Source organism: Novosphingobium sp. (genome assembly GCF_040079535.1).
Classification (GTDB): domain Bacteria; phylum Pseudomonadota; class Alphaproteobacteria; order Sphingomonadales; family Sphingomonadaceae; genus Novosphingobium.
The window spans coordinates 1-15671 of sequence record NZ_JBEBKB010000025.1; the positions used below are offsets into that span (position 1 = coordinate 1).

Sequence of the window (15671 nt, forward strand, 5' to 3'; positions counted from 1 at the left end):
CCACTATGCCGATGCCCTTGGCCAAGGGATCAGCCGGCGTGTTGAGCAATGGCGGGGGCGCGGGATCGGTGGTCCAGTGGGCGGGCTTCTGAAAGCCAGCAGGGCGTTTGGTGGCGCGGCGTGTCATTGGTATGACTTAGAGCTTTGTCTCGCAGAGGCCAAGGGCTAGGGCGACGCGAATGGATATTCCCGGTCTTCCCGCGCGCAAGGGTGCGCTCAAATTGCTCGATGCGGTGCTGCGCCGGGGCGAAACCATGGATGCGGCGGCAAATGCTGCTTTGCTGGGCATCAAGGGCCATGCCGATCGCGCGCTGGCGCGGGCGCTGGCCGGTGAAGTTCTGCGCTGGCTGACCGATCTTGATGTGATGATCGATAGCGCAACCCGGTTGGTGCTGGCCGATGATGCCAAGGTCCGTTCGGTGCTGCGGCTGATGCTGGCAGGCTGGCTGCGACTGGAAACCCCGCCTCATGCCGTGATCGCCACTGGCCTGCCGCTGCTGATCGGCGGCCCGAGAAGGCTAGCGCATGGGGTGTTCTCCACCCTGACCAAGCGCGGCCTGGCGCTGCCCGCGGTGCCGACTTTGCCTGGCGATGTGGCGGCGCGCTGGGGCATCCGTGCCCCGGCCATTGCCGCTGGGCTGGCGGCATTGCCGCCGCTCGATCTTTCGCTGCGCGATCCTGGCGCGACGCCTGAATGGGCCGCGCGGTTGGGCGGCAGTTCATTTGGGCCGGGACATATCCGGCTGCCTCGCGGAACTGCGGTGGAGAACCTTGATGGCTTCAGCGAAGGTACCTGGTGGGTTCAGGATTTCGCCGCCAGCATCCCGGCCCAGCTGCTGAGCGCAGGGGCCAATGGATCGGGCGGCCGCCGCGTGCTCGATCTGTGCGCTGCGCCCGGCGGCAAGACGCTGCAACTGGCGGCGGCAGGGTGGCAGGTTACGGCGATCGATGCCAGTGCCAAGCGGCTTCAGCGGTTGGCTGAAAACCTTCAGCGCACCGGCCTCAGCGCGCAGGTAATCACCGCCGATGCGCTCAGCTGGGAACCGGACGAGCTGTTCGATGCGGTGCTGCTTGATGCGCCGTGCAGCGCTACTGGCACCTGCCGGCGCCATCCTGATGTGCTCCACCGGATCGGCCAGCGCCAGATTGCCGAGATGGCTGAATTGCAATCGGCCTTGCTCAGCCGTGCGGCCAGTTGGGTCAAACCGGGCGGGCAGCTGGTCTATGCAGTCTGCTCACTCGAAGCCGATGAGGGCGAGGCGCAGGCCGCCAAAATCGGGTTGGCCGCAGATCCGATTGGCGCAGCCGAACTTCCGGCTGGCCTTGCCCCCACTTCAGAAGGCTGGTTGCGGACCGATCCGGGGATGCTGGCCGATGCAGGCGGGCTTGATGGGTTCTTCGTGGCGCGTTGGCGCCGCGACTGAACGCTTGCTCTCACCGCCCAAGCTGGCACTATCGCCCGATAGCCAATCGGGGGACAAACGATGCGCCTGCTTTTTTCGCTCACCGCATTGGCACTGGCCATGCCGGCCCCGGCGCTGGCCTATGAAGCGGCAATCACCCGCGACGATTGGGGCATCGCCCACGTAAAAGGGCGCAGCGATGCCGATGCGGTGTTCGGGATGATCTATGCCCAGGCCGAGGATGATTTCAATCGGATCGAAATGAACTACCTGACCAACCTGGGCCGGCTGGCCGAGGCTGAGGGTGAAGGTGCGATCTGGTCTGACCTGCGGCAGCGCCTGTTCATCGATCCAGCTGATCTTCAGCGTCAGTATGCCTCCAGCCCGGCGTGGCTGAAGGCCTTGATGCGGGCCTGGGCGGCGGGGCTCAACCAGTATCTGGCCGATCATCCTGAGGTGAAGCCCAAGGTCATCATTAACTTCGAACCGTGGATGGCGCTGAGTTTTAGCGAAGGCAGCATCGGCGGTGATATCGAATATGTCCCGCTCAGCCAGCTGGAAGCCTTCTACACCGGCAAGCAGATTTCATTGACCGCGGCCGAGCGGGCGGTGACCTACCGCGAACCGGCCGGATCGAACGGCTTTGCAATCGGCCCCAGTCACAGCAAGAGCGGCAACCCCTTGCTGCTGATAAACCCGCACACCAGCTTCTTCTTCCGCTCGGAAATGCAGGTGCAAAGCGATGCGGGCCTCAATGCCTATGGTGCGGTCACCTGGGGGCAGTTCTTCATCTATCAGGGCTTCAATGACGCAGCGGGCTGGATGCATACTTCCAGCGGGGTCGATAACGTCGATGAATTCGCCGAGACAGTGAAGCAGCGGCCCGGCGGCGGCTACACCTATCGCTATGGCAAAGCGGCGCGCGCGGTGAAGCAGAAGCCGATCACGCTGGCCTTCCGCAAAGCCGATGGATCGCTGGGCCAACGCACCTTCACCACATATTCCACGCACCATGGCCCAATTGTCGGCGAAAAGGCGGGCAAGTGGATCGCCTTTGCGCTGATGAACAAGCCGCCGGCCGCGCTTCAGCAAAGCTTTTTGCGCACCAAGGTCCGTTCGGTGGCCCAGTTTAGCAAGGTTGGCCTGCTCAAGGCGAACAGTTCAAACAACACCCTGTTCGCCAGCAACAAAGGCGAATACGCCTATTTCCACCCGCAGTTCCTGCCGATCCGCTCGGCGGAGTTTGATTATACCAAGCCGGTCGATGGCAGCGATCCGGCGACCGACTGGAAGGGCCTGCACCCGCTGTCCGCGCTGCCGCAAGTGGTGAACCCGGCGAACGGCTGGGTGATGAACGTCAACGACGCGCCGTGGTGGGCGGCGGGCAAGGACAGCCCGAAACAGGCTGCCTATCCCCGCTATGCCGATAGCGAAGGCCGCCAACCACGCACCGCCCATGCGCTGGCGGTGCTGAATGGCCAACCCAATTTCACGCTCGATAGCCTGGTCAGTGCGGCTTACGATCCGTGGCTTTCGACCTTCGCCGAGCTGATCCCGGCGCTGGTCAGGGCCGATGCGGCGGCGCCCGATCCAAAGCGCGCGGCGGCGGTTGCAATGCTAAAGGAATGGGACTGCAAGTGGAGCACCGCCTCCACCGAGACCAGCCTGGCGGTGTTCTGGGGCGAGGCGCTGTGGGAACGCGGCAAAGCCCGGGCGGAGCAGGAAGGCGTGTCGATGTATGTCTGGCTCAGCACCCGGGCCACCGACGCCGATCGCCTCGCCGCGCTGGATGATGCCCTGGCGCGCCTCACCGCAGACTTCGGATCGTGGCAAGTGCCGTGGGGCGAAATCAACCGCTATCAGCGCAACGACGCCGCGATCAAGCAGACCTTTGATGATGCCAGACCGAGCGTCCCGGTGATGTTCGCCTCAGCCAACTGGGGCTCGCTCGCGGCCTTCGGGGCGCAGCGCTATCCGGGAACCAGGCGGTTCTACGGCACCTATGGCAACAGCTTTGTCGCCGTGGTGGAATTCGGCCCAAAGGTGAAGGCGCGGGCGGTGACGGACGGCGGTGAAAGCGGCAACCCGGCCTCACCGCACTTCGGCGATCAGGTGGGGCGCTATGTGTCGGGGAACCTCAGGCCGGTGTACTTTTACCCTGAGGATCTGAAGGGGCATGTTGAGGGCGTGAAAGTGGTGAAGGGTGGCTAAAATTGAGCCACCATATTTTTCACCCCTTCAGCCGTTCCGCAAACCCCTTGCGCAATTTCGCCAACTTTGGCGGGATCACTGCCATGCAGTATGAATTGCGCTGGCCTTCGCCCTGCCAATATTCCTGATGGTAATCCTCAGCCGGCCACCACGGGGCGGGGCCTTCGATTGTGGTGACGATGGGCTCTGCGTGATCGGCCTTTGCCCGCACAATCGCGGCTTCGATTTCGGCGCGTTCGGTGCCGTCCACCAGAAACACGGCTGAGCGATATTGTGTGCCCACATCGCCGCCCTGGCGGTTCAATTGGGTGGGATTGTGGGTCACGAAGAACACATCGAGCAGATCGGCATAACTGATCGTGGCCGGATCATAAGTCACCCGGATCGCTTCGGCGTGGCCGGTGGTGCCAGTGCAGACCTGTTTATAGGTGGGTGCAACGCCCGGCCCGCCGATATAGCCGCTTTCCACCTTGCTGACGCCCGCCAGCTGGCCAAACACCGCTTCGGTGCACCAGAAACACCCGCCTGCCAGGATCGCTTCAGCCACGTATCAAACTCCTTTGTTGTTGCAATCTAGATAGACATCAACGCCGCCCTTGTCATCGCCTGCGCGTGCGCTAGTTTGCGCGGCAATTGTAAACAGGAGGATTTTCGCGATGCGCCGCACGATGCTTGCCCTTTCGGCTCTGGCTCTTTCGGTTCCGCTGGCGGTTGGGTTACACAGCCCAGCCCAAGCCGGTAACAAGGTGACCGATGCCCAGCGGCTGGCCGTGGTGCTGGCCGATCCGCGCCGCGATAGTGACCGGGTCCGCGATCAATACCGCCATCCGGCGGAAACGCTGACCTTCTTCAAGGTCAAGCCGGGGATGACGGTGATCGATTACATGCCATCAAGCGGCTGGTATGCCCGGGTGCTGGTGCCCTATCTGGGCGAAAAGGGCCGTTACATCGGGCTCAACCCCGATGTTCGTGCTGGCAGTGACAGGATGAAGGCCAATTTTGCCAACGCCCACCAATCCTTCCCGGCGTTGGCCGCGCCGTGGTTTGCCGGGATGACCGGGACCGGGACAATCGATGCCTGGAACAGCGATGATGTGCCGGCCGATCTAAAGGGCAAGGTTGATCGGGTGCTGATCATGCGCGAAATGCACAACCTGTGGCGGACGGACCTGCTGCGCCGCGAACTGGCCACGGTGTGGAGCCTGCTGGGCAAGGACGGAATGCTGGGTATCGAACAGCACCGCGCCAATGGCAAGGCTCCGGCCAGTTACCTTGATGGCTCGATGGGCTATCTGCGCCAGCAGGATGTGATCGCGCTGATCGAGGCTTGCGGGTTTGAACTGGTTGGCAAAAGCGAAATCAACGCCAACAAGAAGGATCCCGCCAACTGGCCGGGCGGCGTGTGGACCTTGCCGCCAAACCTTTCGGGTGTGACCGATCCCGCTGAAAAGGCCCGTCTGACCGAGATTGGCGAATCTGACCGGATGACGCTGTTGTTCCGCAAGCGCAAATGATAGTGGGCGGCGGATGAGCATTCTCACCGTCGCTGCGTTGCAGCTTGAACTGGGCTCTGCTGACGAGGCAGAGAACATCGCCGCGGTTTCTGAACTGGTCGAGGAGGCCGCGGCAAAGGGCGCGCAGCTGGTGCTGCCGCCTGAGCTGTTCTCCGGGCCCTATTTCTGCACTGTGGAAGATGAGGCGCTGTTCGCCTTGGCCCGGCCAACTGCCGAGCATCCTTCGGTCCGTGCGATGCAGGCTTTGGCGGCGGGGCTCAGAATTGCGATCCCGACCAGCTTTTTTGAACGCGACGGGCACCACTATTACAACACGGTGGCGATGATCGGGCCCGATGGGCAAATCATCGGCACTTACCGCAAAAGCCATATCCCCGATGGGCCTGGGTATGAAGAAAAGTACTATTTCCGTCCCGGTAACGATGGCTTCAAAGTCTGGTCGGTTTTCGGCGCGCGGATTGGCGTGGGGATCTGCTGGGACCAGTGGTATCCCGAATGTGCGCGGGTGATGGCGCTGATGGGGGCTGAGGTTCTGTTTTATCCCACCGCAATCGGATCCGAACCCTATGATGCCGGGCTGGATACCAGCCGGATGTGGCGCCGGGCGATGCAAGGCCATGCTGTATCCAATTGCATGCCGGTGATCGCGGCCAATCGGATCGGCGTTGAAGCTGGGCAAAGCTTTTACGGCCATTCGTTTATTTGCGATGAGTGGGGCGATCTGGTGGAAGCATTCGGTGCAGGCGAAAGCGGGGTGTTGGTCCACCGGCTCGATCTTGGGCGTGCTGCAACCCACCGCGCCGGAATGGGTTTCTTTCGCGATCGCCGCCCGCAGCTTTACGGGCGGATTGCCGAGGATATCTGAGCCATGCGCCAGCGCTATCTGATCGCGCTGGGTTCCAACGTGCGCCACCATCGCCACGGTCGGCCAGAACGCGTGCTGGCTGCCGCACTGGCCGCGTTGGCACCGCGCGGGATAGCCGTGCTGGCAGCCGCGCCGGTGCTGCGCAGTGCGGCGGTTGGCCCATCATTGCGGCGCTATGCCAACAGCGCAGCCCTGATCGAAACGCCGCTTGATCCCCAACCCCTGCTGGCCGAATTGCAGTCGATTGAGCGCGCTTTTGGCCGCCGCCCAGGCGGCCAGCGCTGGACCAGCCGGGTGCTTGATCTTGATATCGTGCTGTGGAGCGGCGGGGCCTGGTCCACGCCTGGCCTCAACGTGCCCCATCCGCTGTTTCGAGAGCGCCATTTCGTGCTTGAGCCAGCCGCTGTGGTGGTACCCGATTGGCGCGATCCGGTCAGCAATCTCACCGTGCGGCACCTTGGCGCCCGTTTGCGGCGATCAGCGCCGCTGCGCGCTTGACCAGCGGCCCCCGCATCCCTAGGTGAGCCCGCGTGGTCGGGCCCTTAGCTCAGTCGGTAGAGCAACTGACTTTTAATCAGTAGGTCGCTGGTTCGAACCCAGCAGGGCTCACCACGTTTTATCAATGGCATCGGCGATGCTGGGCGGCGTTGCCGCTGGATTTGGCATTGCTCTGGCCTGCGGTCCGCGCCTTGATTTGCGGAACGCCATGCCCGCTGGCACCTGCGCCTTTGCAAACCTATCCTTGCAGCCCGGCTGGGCCTTGCACGCAGACAGTGCGGGTGTTGACGAAGTGAACGTTATCATTTAGGTGAACGTTCACATTGGTGCATTGCATGCTTTTAAGATGCAGGCATTTCGGGGAGGGAATCGAAAAATGACGGGACTGCGCAAGCGTTTGGCTGGGCGGATGTTGTTCGGGGCTTCGTTGCTGGCAATGGGCCTCGCGGCGCAGCCGGCGATGGCGCAAGATGCCGCACCGGCGGCTGATGAGCCCCAGGCCGGAGACATCATTGTTACCGGGATTCGGGCCAGTTTGCGCAATTCACTGCGGACCAAGCGTGATGCGGTTGGCGTGGTTGATTCGATCTCGGCTGAAGAAATGGGCAAATTCCCCGATACCAACCTGGCCGAATCGCTCCAGCGCATTACTGGTGTTTCGATCGATCGGAACAGCGGCGAAGGTTCCAAGGTCACGGTCCGCGGGTTTGGCCCCGATTTCAATCTGGTGTTGCTCAATGGCCGTCAGATGCCGGCTTCGGGCCTGGGCAGCTGCTGCGAAGCGCCTGCATCGCGCAGCTTTGATTTTGCCAACCTTGCGGCTGAAAGCATCGCCGGGGTGGAAATCTACAAGTCTGGTCGGGCCAACCTGACGACTGGCGGGATCGGATCGGTGATCAACATCATCACCCCGCGTCCGCTTGATCGCGCTGGCTTCCAGGGCAGCCTGGGCGTCAAGGGTGTGATCGATCACAGCTTTGAAGGTACCCAGATCACCCCGGAAATTTCGGGCATTGTCAGCCAGACCTTCAACGACGACACGATCGGGATCCTGATCAGCGGATCATATCAGAAGCGCAAAGCCAGCATGGCGCAGTTCAATGCCGGATGGCGCGAAGGCTATCTGGGCAATGAAAACAACTGGGGCTCGCTGCCGGTTGATGCCAACGATTGGCGCGGCAATTTTGGCCAGGTCACCAATCATCCTGATGCCACGGATGTCTATCAGGTAACCCAGAACGCCAGCTATGATTTCACCGATATCGAGCGTGAACGGATCAACGGCCAGGCTGTGCTGCAGATCAAGCCGACCGATACGTTGAGCATGACGCTGGATTACACCTATTCACAGAATACCATCGATGCCCGCACCAACAGCATCGGGGTGTGGTTCAACCACAACAACACCACCAGCAGCTGGACCGATGGCCCGGCGGCGGGCGCCAACTTCTATTCCGAAGCGTTCGGGGCAGGCGATGGCAAGGATCTGGCGATTACCGGTGCATTGGCCGCTAACCGTTCGGTCAACCAGTCCATCGGTTTCAACACTCGCTGGAAGGGCGACAACGGCCTGTGGTTCGAATTCGATGCGCACCATTCAACCGCAGAAAGCAAGCCGACCTCGCCCTATGGCAGCAACATCGCTGTTGGCAGCGCGATCTATGGCGTGCGCAACCAGACGGTTGATTTCACCACGGCGATGCCGGTGATTTCGGTCAACATGTATCCTGGCAGCGAGCTTAACGCGGCGAACATCCGTCCTTCGGGCAACGCGTTCCGCAACGCCTACATGCACGACCGGATCAACGAAGTGGCGCTGCGCGGCGGCTATGATTTCGATGCCGGGATTGTCGATAGCCTTGATTTCGGCGTCACCTATACCGACAACAGGGTGCGTTCGGCCTATGGCTTTATCCAGAGCGATAGCTGGGGCGGCACGCTGACGGCGGGCCAAACCCCCGATACGCTTTATACCCTGGCCGGTCTGCCAGAACAGCTGGCCGGGATGAACGGTTCGAACGGCACCAACATCCTTCCCAATTTCTTCCAGATCGACACCGTTGGCCTGATCAATCTGCTGGAAAGCCAAATCGGCGTATGCTCAAGCCCGTGGACCGGATCGGCAGCCACCGGCACCTGCCTGGCCAATTTCCAGGCCGACCGGCGGATTACCGAACAAAGCATCGCGCCTTATGCGCAGGCTCTGCTCTCGTTTGATCTGGGCGATATGCCAACCAAGCTGCGGCTGGGCGTTCGTTATGAAGCGACCGACATCAGTTCTTCGGCGCTGGTTCCGATCCCAACCCAGACCAGCTGGGTTTCGGACAACGAAATCGGCCTGATCTTTGGCGGTCAGTCCGATTTCAGCACGCTGCGCGGGCATTATCAGAACTGGCTGCCGGCCATCGATTTTGACATCAGCCCGATGCGCGATGTGAAGATGCGGCTATCCTACAGCCACACCATCACCCGTCCGGACTATGCCAGCATGCAAGGCGGCATCACCGTTAACCAGCCTTTGCGGCCGGGCGGCGGCAGCACCGGCGGCAGCGGCAATCCGGGGCTGATCCCCTACAAGTCCAAGAACATCGATGCCTCGGCTGAATGGTTCTATGGCCCTGAAAGCTACATTTCAGTGGGCTTCTTCCACAAGGATGTGCGCAACTTCATCGCTAACACCACGGTTCAGGAGCCGCTGTTCAACCTGACCAACCCGTCAACCGGCGCGGCTGCAAATCAGGCGCGTACGGCGCTGGGCGGAACGCCCACCTTTGCCCAGATCCTGGCCTGGCTTGCGGTCAACAACCCCAGCGTGGTTGAATTCAGCGGCGCGGTGCCGCGCGGTATTCTGGGCCAGGCGGGCGATCCGCTGGTGCAGTTCACCACCACGCGTCCGGGCAATTCGGACAAGGTTGCCAAGCTGTGGGGCTGGGAATTTGCGATCCAGCATTCGTTCTGGGATACCGGCTTCGGTGCGATCCTGAACTACACGATCGTGCGCAGCGATACCAAGTTCGATAACACCCAGCGCTACACAGTAACGCAGTTTGCGATCAACGGGGTAAGCGATAGCGCCAACGCCGTGGTCTATTACGACAAGAACGGCATCCAGTTCCGCGTAGCCTATAACTGGCGGGCGGAATTCCTGGGCGGCTATGGCTTCGATCCGTATTACACCAATGCCTATGGCCAGTTCGATATCAGCGCGAGCTGGGAAATCAAGAAGGGCTATACGGTCTTCGTCGAAGGCATCAACGTGACCAATGCGGATCGCAGCGGCCACATGCGCAACGACCAGACGGTGTTCTTCGCGGCACCTGGGTATGGCCGCTATTCGGCAGGGTTCCGACTGAACTTCTGATCGGTTTGGCTTGATCCCTGATCAAAACAGATTGAGAGCCGTATCCTTGGTGATGCGGCTCTCAATCCGTATCGGGGCCAGGTAAACTTGGAAGGTGGGCCGGGTGGAAAACGCAATCAGGCAGGTGGCAATTGTCGGCGGCGGAACGGCCGGCTGGCTATCAGCCTGCGTGCTTGCCGCGAAACGGCCCGATCTGGCGATAACCCTGATCGAATCCCCTGATATCCCGGCCATCGGTGTGGGCGAAGGGACCTGGCCGACGATGCGCGATACGCTGGCATCGATCGGGATTTCGGAAGGCGAATTCTTGATCGCCTGCGATGCCTCGTTCAAACAAGGTTCGCGGTTTGATGGCTGGCTGACCGGTGCGGCTGGCGAAAGCTACCTCCATCCATTTACCCAGCCCCCAGCGGGCGACATGCGCGATCTGTTGTCCGCTTGGCAGGCGAAAGCGGATTCTGCCGATTTTGCCACCGCGATGACCGCGCAGGCAGCCGTCTGCGGCGAAGATCTGGCGCCGCGCCAGCGGGCGATGCCAGACTATGCCGGGGCGCTAAATTACGGCTATCACCTTGATGCCGCAAAATTTGCTGCGCTGCTCGCGCGCCACGGCACCGCGCGGCTTGGCGTAATGCTGCGTCAGGCGACCGTGACTGGTGTGGCAGCCGCAGAAAACGGCGATATCGCAGCCTTGCATCTGGATGATGGCACTGCGGTGACAGCGGACCTGTTCATCGATTGCAGCGGCCAGACTGCACTTCTGATCGGCGGTCATTGCGGCGCCGACTGGATTGACCGGTCCGATGTTTCATTCAACGATCGCGCGCTTGCCCTGCAGGTCCCGGTGCAGCCTGGCAGCGTCATTGCATCGCAGACAATCGGCACCGCGCACCGGGCTGGATGGCTGTGGGATATCGCCCTGCCGGGCCGCCGCGGAATTGGCTGTGTCTATTCTTCGCTGTTTCTGGACGATGATCGGGCCGAAGACGTGCTGTTTGACTATATCGGCCAGCAGCTACCGCAGATTGATCGATCCACGATGATCCCGCGCAAGCTTCGCTTTTCGACCGGCCACCGGGCCCAGTTCTGGCGGGGGAATTGCCTGGCGATCGGGCTTTCAGCCGGATTTATCGAACCGCTTGAAGCATCGGCGATTGTGCTGATCGAACTGTCGCTGCGCGCCCTGACCGAGAATTTTCCGGCCAGCCGCAGCGCGATGGATATTCATGCCGAACGGTTCAACACGCTGTTCCGCTATCGCTGGGATCGGATCGTCGAATTCCTGAAGTTGCACTATCTGCTTAGCCGCCGCACGGAACCTTATTGGCAGGCCCAGCGCGATCCCGGCAGCGTTCCGGCGCGGCTGGCGCAAAGCCTGATGCTGTGGCGCGATCAGCCGCCGTCGAGCTGGGATTTTCCGCAGGTTGATGAAATCTTCTCTGCTGCCAGCCAGCACTATGTGCTTTATGGCATGGGCTTTCCCCCGCCTCCCTTGCGGGGCATGCCGGGGGCGGACGCCGCGGCGCAGCTGGCCGAAGTGCAGGATCGTTCGCGCAGGTTGCGAGCGGGCCTGCCGGGCAACCGCGCCTACCTTGATGCCTTGACCGTGCAAACGGCCTGATCACCTTTTGAACCGGAACCACTGCAATGAGCCAGCATCAGATTCTGACCCCCGAAGCCCACGCCCAGCTGCGGATCCGTGCAGAGGCCGGGACCGATCTGGGCGATGGGGTGATGGCCGCGCTGGCAGTACCGGCGGAGTTTCGCCGGCTGGCCTGCGAATTCCCGCTGCTGTTCCGCCGTGATCCGGCCACCGCCAGCTGGTCTGCATTGGCGTTGCTGGGGTTTGAGCCGGGCGAAAATCTGTATCTGGATGGTACGCGCTGGGATGCCGCCTGCCGCCCGCTATCGTTGGCAGTGCAGCCGTTCCTGATTGGCCGGCCAGCGCAGGGTGATGGCCCGGCGCAAGTTCATATTGATATGGCCCATCCACGGATCGCTGCTGGCGATGAGGGGATCCGCGTGTTCGATGGTGAAGGACGGCCCACGCCGTTCCTGGAAGAAGCGATCGAGATGCTGGGCGCACTGGATGATGGCTACCGTGCCAGCACAGATTTCTTTGCCGCTGTCGAACGTTATGAACTGCTTGAACCGTTTTCGATGGATGTCACGCTGGATAGCGGAGCAATGCACCGGCTGGTCGGCTACAACATCGTCAACGAGGAAGCGCTGGCTGCGCTGGAGCCGGGCATTCTGGCTGAACTTTATGCTGCTGGACATCTTGGGCCGCTCTATTTCGCGGTGGCATCGCTTGGCAACCTGGGCAAATTGGTCCGCCGCAAGAACCGCAAAGGCCATGGCTGAGCAGCCCGATATCTTGACCGGGCTGCCCAAAGTGGCCGAGCTGGCGCTGGATCAGTCCGGGCTGGATCAAGCGCTTCGCGATGCGCGTGAACCGTTCGTGGTGCGCGGCCTTGCGGCACACTGGCCGCTGGTTCAAGCCGCGCTGCACGGTGCAGCGGCGGTGAAGGATTACCTTGTCAGCCATGCCCGTGATCGGCAGTTCCCGGTCAACATTGGCCAGCCCGGCGGCGGTGACCGATTGTTCTACGATGCCGCGATGGACGTGAATTTCCAGATGGCGCAGGGCCCGCTGGACGCGATCCTGGGCGGAATAATCGCCAATGCGGACAAGCGCGATGCCCCGGTGATCTATTTATCGTCAGTTGATGTTGAAGCCTACTTCAATGGGCTTGGCGCAGCCAATGCACTGCCGCTGGGAGACCGCGAACCGATTACCAGTATCTGGATCGGCAATCGCACCCGGATCGCCGCGCACAATGATGTTCCTGACAATCTGGCGGTCTGTGCTGCGGGCAAGCGGCGGTTTATAGTATTCCCGCCGGGGCAGATGACAAACCTATATCCCGGCCCGCTTGATAACACCCCGGCTGGTCGGCCGGTCAGCATGGTTGATTTCCGGGCTCCTGATCTGGCAGCCCACCCGCGTTTTGCACAGGCATTGGACCACGCGCTGGTGGCTGATCTGGAGCCTGGCGATGCGATCCATGTGCCATCGCTGTGGTGGCACCATGTTGAAGGGCAGGCGGCATTCAACGTGCTGGTCAACTATTGGTGGCGCGATGTCCCGGCCTTTTTAGGACAGCCCGAAGATGCGCTGTATCATGCGATTCTGGCGATCCGCGATCTGCCCGATGCGGCCCGCGCGTGTTGGCGTGAACAGTTCGAGCACTATGTATTTTCGGGCGGCAGTGAAGCCAATGCGCACCTGCCCGATCATGCGCGCGGGGTGCTGGGTCCGCTCAGCGCTGAAACTGCGGGCCAGATCAAAGCCAAATTGCTAAGAGGATTGTCGCGATGAACCAGGCCCCCAAGCTGCGCGTTGTGGTTGCTGGCGGCGGCACCGCCGGATGGATGGCAGCCGCCGCGCTGGCAAACACGCTGGGTTCGGTGATTGATCTGACCCTGGTTGAAAGCGATGCAATCGGTACAATTGGGGTGGGTGAAAGCACGATCCCGCCGCTGCTGTTGTTCAACCGGCTGCTGGGTATCAACGAAGCCGAATTCATGCGCGCCACCCAGGCCACTTTCAAGCTCGGGATCAAGTTTGAAAACTGGAAGGACGTGGGTGAAAGCTATTTCCATTCGTTCGGCGCGGCCGGCAAGGATCACTGGTCGGCCGGGTTCCAGCATTTCTGGCTAAGCGGGCTGAAGCGCGGTCATCTGGATAGCTATGACGAATACAGCCTTGAACTGAAAGCCGCGCTGGAAGGCAAGTTTGCGCATCTGCCGGATGACCGGATGAACTATGCCTACCAGCTCGACAGCGCGCTCTATGCCCAATTCCTGCGCAAAAAAGCAGAGGGCGATGGGGCAAAGCGGATCGAAGGGCGGATTGTCCAGGTTGAACTAGACAGCGCAAGCGGGGATATCGCTGCGTTGCTGTTGGATGGTGATCGCCGGATCGAGGGTGATCTGTTCCTCGATTGCACAGGATTTCGCGCCTTGTTGATCGAAGGCGCGCTGCACGCCGGTTTTGATGACTGGACCCACTATCTGCCGTGCGACAGCGCAATTGCAGTGCAGACCGCCAGTGTCCGCCCGGCCATTCCCTATACCCGGGCGATCGCGCATGATTCCGGGTGGCAATGGCGTATTCCGCTGCAGCACCGGCAGGGCAATGGGATCGTCTATTGCAGCCGCTATCTGGACCGCGAAGCCGCGCTTGAGCGGCTGCTGGGTTCGGTAGAGGGGACCGTTCTGACCCAGCCCAATGTGATCGCCTATCGCACCGGGGTGCGGCGCAAACAGTGGCACAGGAATTGTGTGGCGATGGGGCTTTCGGGCGGGTTCATGGAACCGCTTGAATCAACTTCGATCCATCTGATTCAGCGCGCCGTGCTGCGGCTGATCCGGATGCTGCCGGGCGGGCCTGTCAGCCAGCGCGATGTGACCGAATTCAACGAGCAGACCTTTACCGACATGGAGCAGATCCGCGATTTCCTGATCCTGCACTATAAGGTCACCAATCGCCGCGACAGCGCCTTTTGGCGCCAATGCGCCGAGATGGCGATCCCAGACAGCCTTGAACAGAAAATCGAGCTGTTCCGCGAAACGGCCCGCGTGTTCCGCAAGAACGAGGAACTGTTTGCCGAGAACAGCTGGATCCAGGTGATGCTGGGGCAGGGGATCATGCCGAACAGCCATCACCCGGTGGCAGACAAGCTGCGCCAGGACGAGCTGGACCGGTTCCTGACCGCGCTGCGCAGTTCGGTTAGCGAGACCGTGGCGGGACTGCCGCAGCAGATGGATTACATTTCCGGTTATTGCGCCGCCAAGGAAGAAGCGCCAGCATGAAGCGGACCCTGTCCGCGCTGGCTCTGCTGGCAACGCTGGCACTTTCCAGCGCATCGCGCGCAGAGCCCGGCTGGGCTTTGGTCTGGGCTGACGAGTTCGATGGCCCGTCGATCGACAAGCGCAAGTGGGGCTTCGATGCCGATTGCTGGGGCGGCGGCAATGACGAGCGGCAGTGCTATACCAAAAGCGGGCGCAATGCAGCGATCGAAGACGGCAAGCTGGTGATCACCGCCCGCTATGAACGCACCACAGGCGCGGCGCTGCCATTGCAGTTGCGCCGCCAGTCTTCCCAAGGTGACAGAGAGGCGACCCGTGATTTTTCATCGGCGCGGCTGACCACCCGGGGGCGGGCTTCGTGGCAGTATGGCCGGATCGAAGTGCGCGCCAGGTTGCCGCAGGGCCAAGGCACCTGGCCGGCAATCTGGATGCTGCCAGAAAAAACCCGGTATGGCCCCTGGGCTGCTTCGGGCGAGATCGATATCCTGGAAGCCGTCAACCTTGGGGTGATCTGCACCAAGTGTCCAGGCGGGCGCGAGAACACGATTTTTGGCACAATTCATTTCGGTGCCAAGCCGCCCGGCAACACGCAGGCTGGCACGGAAATCGGCTTTCTCGAAGTGCTGGACGGGTTTCACACTTATGCGGTTGAATGGTTTGCGGATCGGATCATCTGGCAGGTCGATGGCCGCAGCTATGCCGAACGCAAGGCTGGTGAATGGTTTACTGCCGGATCCAAGACCCCGGGGGCTCCATTCGATCAGCCGTTTCATCTGATCCTCAATCTGGCAATCGGCGGCAAGCTGCCCGAAGGGCGCGGGCTGGGCGGGGTGCGCAACGATGGCTATCCCAAACGGATGGAAGTGGATTGGGTTCGCGTCTGGCAAAAGCCTGTCATCGGCGCTAGGGCCCCCGCAGGGTCGGTGAAGACCGGGGGCAATTAG

At 61.5% G+C, this 15671-nt stretch carries 12 protein-coding genes and 1 tRNA gene; 12 read left to right on the forward strand and 1 reads right to left on the reverse strand.

Annotated features, from left to right (window positions below; genetic code table 11):
* Positions 1-179: 179 nt before the first annotated feature.
* Complete coding sequence (locus ABL914_RS09175) at positions 180-1424, forward strand: RsmB/NOP family class I SAM-dependent RNA methyltransferase (protein ID WP_391562881.1); 1245 nt, start codon at positions 180-182, stop codon at positions 1422-1424.
* A gap of 60 nt (positions 1425-1484) precedes the next feature.
* Complete coding sequence (locus ABL914_RS09180) at positions 1485-3614, forward strand: penicillin acylase family protein (protein ID WP_391562882.1); 2130 nt, start codon at positions 1485-1487, stop codon at positions 3612-3614.
* A 19-nt stretch (positions 3615-3633) separates the two neighbouring features.
* Here ABL914_RS09180 and msrA read toward each other — a convergent pair whose 3' ends face one another.
* A complete protein-coding gene (gene msrA, locus ABL914_RS09185) occupies positions 3634-4161 on the reverse strand; it encodes a peptide-methionine (S)-S-oxide reductase MsrA (protein ID WP_391562883.1) in 528 nt (175 codons plus the stop codon).
* Positions 4162-4270: 109 nt separating this feature from the next.
* Between msrA and ABL914_RS09190 the strand changes: the two genes are divergently transcribed.
* The 10 genes from ABL914_RS09190 to ABL914_RS09235 all read left to right on the forward strand — a co-directional run bounded on the left by ABL914_RS09190 (position 4271) and on the right by ABL914_RS09235 (position 15671).
* Positions 4271-5128, forward strand: a complete 858-nt coding sequence (locus ABL914_RS09190) for a class I SAM-dependent methyltransferase (RefSeq protein ID WP_391562884.1) — start codon at positions 4271-4273, stop codon at positions 5126-5128.
* A 13-nt stretch (positions 5129-5141) separates the two neighbouring features.
* The gene (aguB, locus tag ABL914_RS09195) at positions 5142-5993 is read left to right on the forward strand and encodes an N-carbamoylputrescine amidase (RefSeq protein ID WP_391562885.1); all 852 of its coding nucleotides are present in this window, start codon (positions 5142-5144) and stop codon (positions 5991-5993) included.
* A 3-nt stretch (positions 5994-5996) separates the two neighbouring features.
* A complete protein-coding gene (gene folK / locus ABL914_RS09200) occupies positions 5997-6491 on the forward strand; it encodes a 2-amino-4-hydroxy-6-hydroxymethyldihydropteridine diphosphokinase (protein WP_391562886.1) in 495 nt (164 codons plus the stop codon).
* 38 nt (positions 6492-6529) lie between these two features.
* Positions 6530-6605, forward strand: a tRNA-Lys gene (locus ABL914_RS09205).
* A gap of 262 nt (positions 6606-6867) precedes the next feature.
* Complete coding sequence (locus ABL914_RS09210) at positions 6868-9852, forward strand: TonB-dependent receptor (RefSeq protein ID WP_391562887.1); 2985 nt, start codon at positions 6868-6870, stop codon at positions 9850-9852.
* Between the two features lie 103 nt (positions 9853-9955).
* Positions 9956-11473 carry a tryptophan halogenase family protein gene (locus ABL914_RS09215; RefSeq protein ID WP_391562888.1) on the forward strand — a complete coding sequence of 506 codons (1518 nt, stop codon included), beginning with the start codon at positions 9956-9958 and terminating at the stop codon, positions 11471-11473.
* A gap of 26 nt (positions 11474-11499) precedes the next feature.
* Positions 11500-12216, forward strand: coding sequence for a SapC family protein (locus ABL914_RS09220; protein ID WP_391562889.1), 717 nt, complete (start codon positions 11500-11502; stop codon positions 12214-12216).
* On the forward strand, positions 12209-13234 hold the full coding sequence (locus ABL914_RS09225) for a cupin-like domain-containing protein (RefSeq protein ID WP_391562890.1): 1026 nt from the start codon (positions 12209-12211) through the stop codon (positions 13232-13234). Before ABL914_RS09220 ends, ABL914_RS09225 begins: the two co-directional genes overlap by 8 nt.
* Entirely contained in the window at positions 13231-14730 is a 1500-nt protein-coding gene (locus tag ABL914_RS09230; RefSeq protein WP_391562891.1) for a tryptophan halogenase family protein, read from the forward strand. The genes ABL914_RS09225 and ABL914_RS09230 overlap by 4 nt, the downstream gene beginning before the upstream one ends.
* Positions 14727-15671: a family 16 glycosylhydrolase gene (locus ABL914_RS09235; RefSeq protein WP_391562892.1), complete on the forward strand. Its 945-nt coding sequence runs from the start codon at positions 14727-14729 to the stop codon at positions 15669-15671. The genes ABL914_RS09230 and ABL914_RS09235 overlap by 4 nt, the downstream gene beginning before the upstream one ends.

Bases quoted from the DNA above. Each gene is read 5' to 3' on its own strand.
- ABL914_RS09175 (WP_391562881.1), top strand. From the start codon at position 180: ATGGATATTCCCGGTCTTCCCGCGCGCAAGGGTGCGCTCAAATTGCTC.
- ABL914_RS09180 (WP_391562882.1), top strand. From the start codon at position 1,485: ATGCGCCTGCTTTTTTCGCTCACCGCATTGGCACTGGCCATGCCGGCC.
- ABL914_RS09190 (WP_391562884.1), top strand. From the start codon at position 4,271: ATGCGCCGCACGATGCTTGCCCTTTCGGCTCTGGCTCTTTCGGTTCCG.
- aguB (WP_391562885.1), top strand. From the start codon at position 5,142: ATGAGCATTCTCACCGTCGCTGCGTTGCAGCTTGAACTGGGCTCTGCT.
- folK (WP_391562886.1), top strand. From the start codon at position 5,997: ATGCGCCAGCGCTATCTGATCGCGCTGGGTTCCAACGTGCGCCACCAT.
- ABL914_RS09210 (WP_391562887.1), top strand. From the start codon at position 6,868: ATGACGGGACTGCGCAAGCGTTTGGCTGGGCGGATGTTGTTCGGGGCT.
- ABL914_RS09220 (WP_391562889.1), top strand. From the start codon at position 11,500: ATGAGCCAGCATCAGATTCTGACCCCCGAAGCCCACGCCCAGCTGCGG.
- ABL914_RS09225 (WP_391562890.1), top strand. From the start codon at position 12,209: ATGGCTGAGCAGCCCGATATCTTGACCGGGCTGCCCAAAGTGGCCGAG.
- ABL914_RS09230 (WP_391562891.1), top strand. From the start codon at position 13,231: ATGAACCAGGCCCCCAAGCTGCGCGTTGTGGTTGCTGGCGGCGGCACC.
- ABL914_RS09235 (WP_391562892.1), top strand. From the start codon at position 14,727: ATGAAGCGGACCCTGTCCGCGCTGGCTCTGCTGGCAACGCTGGCACTT.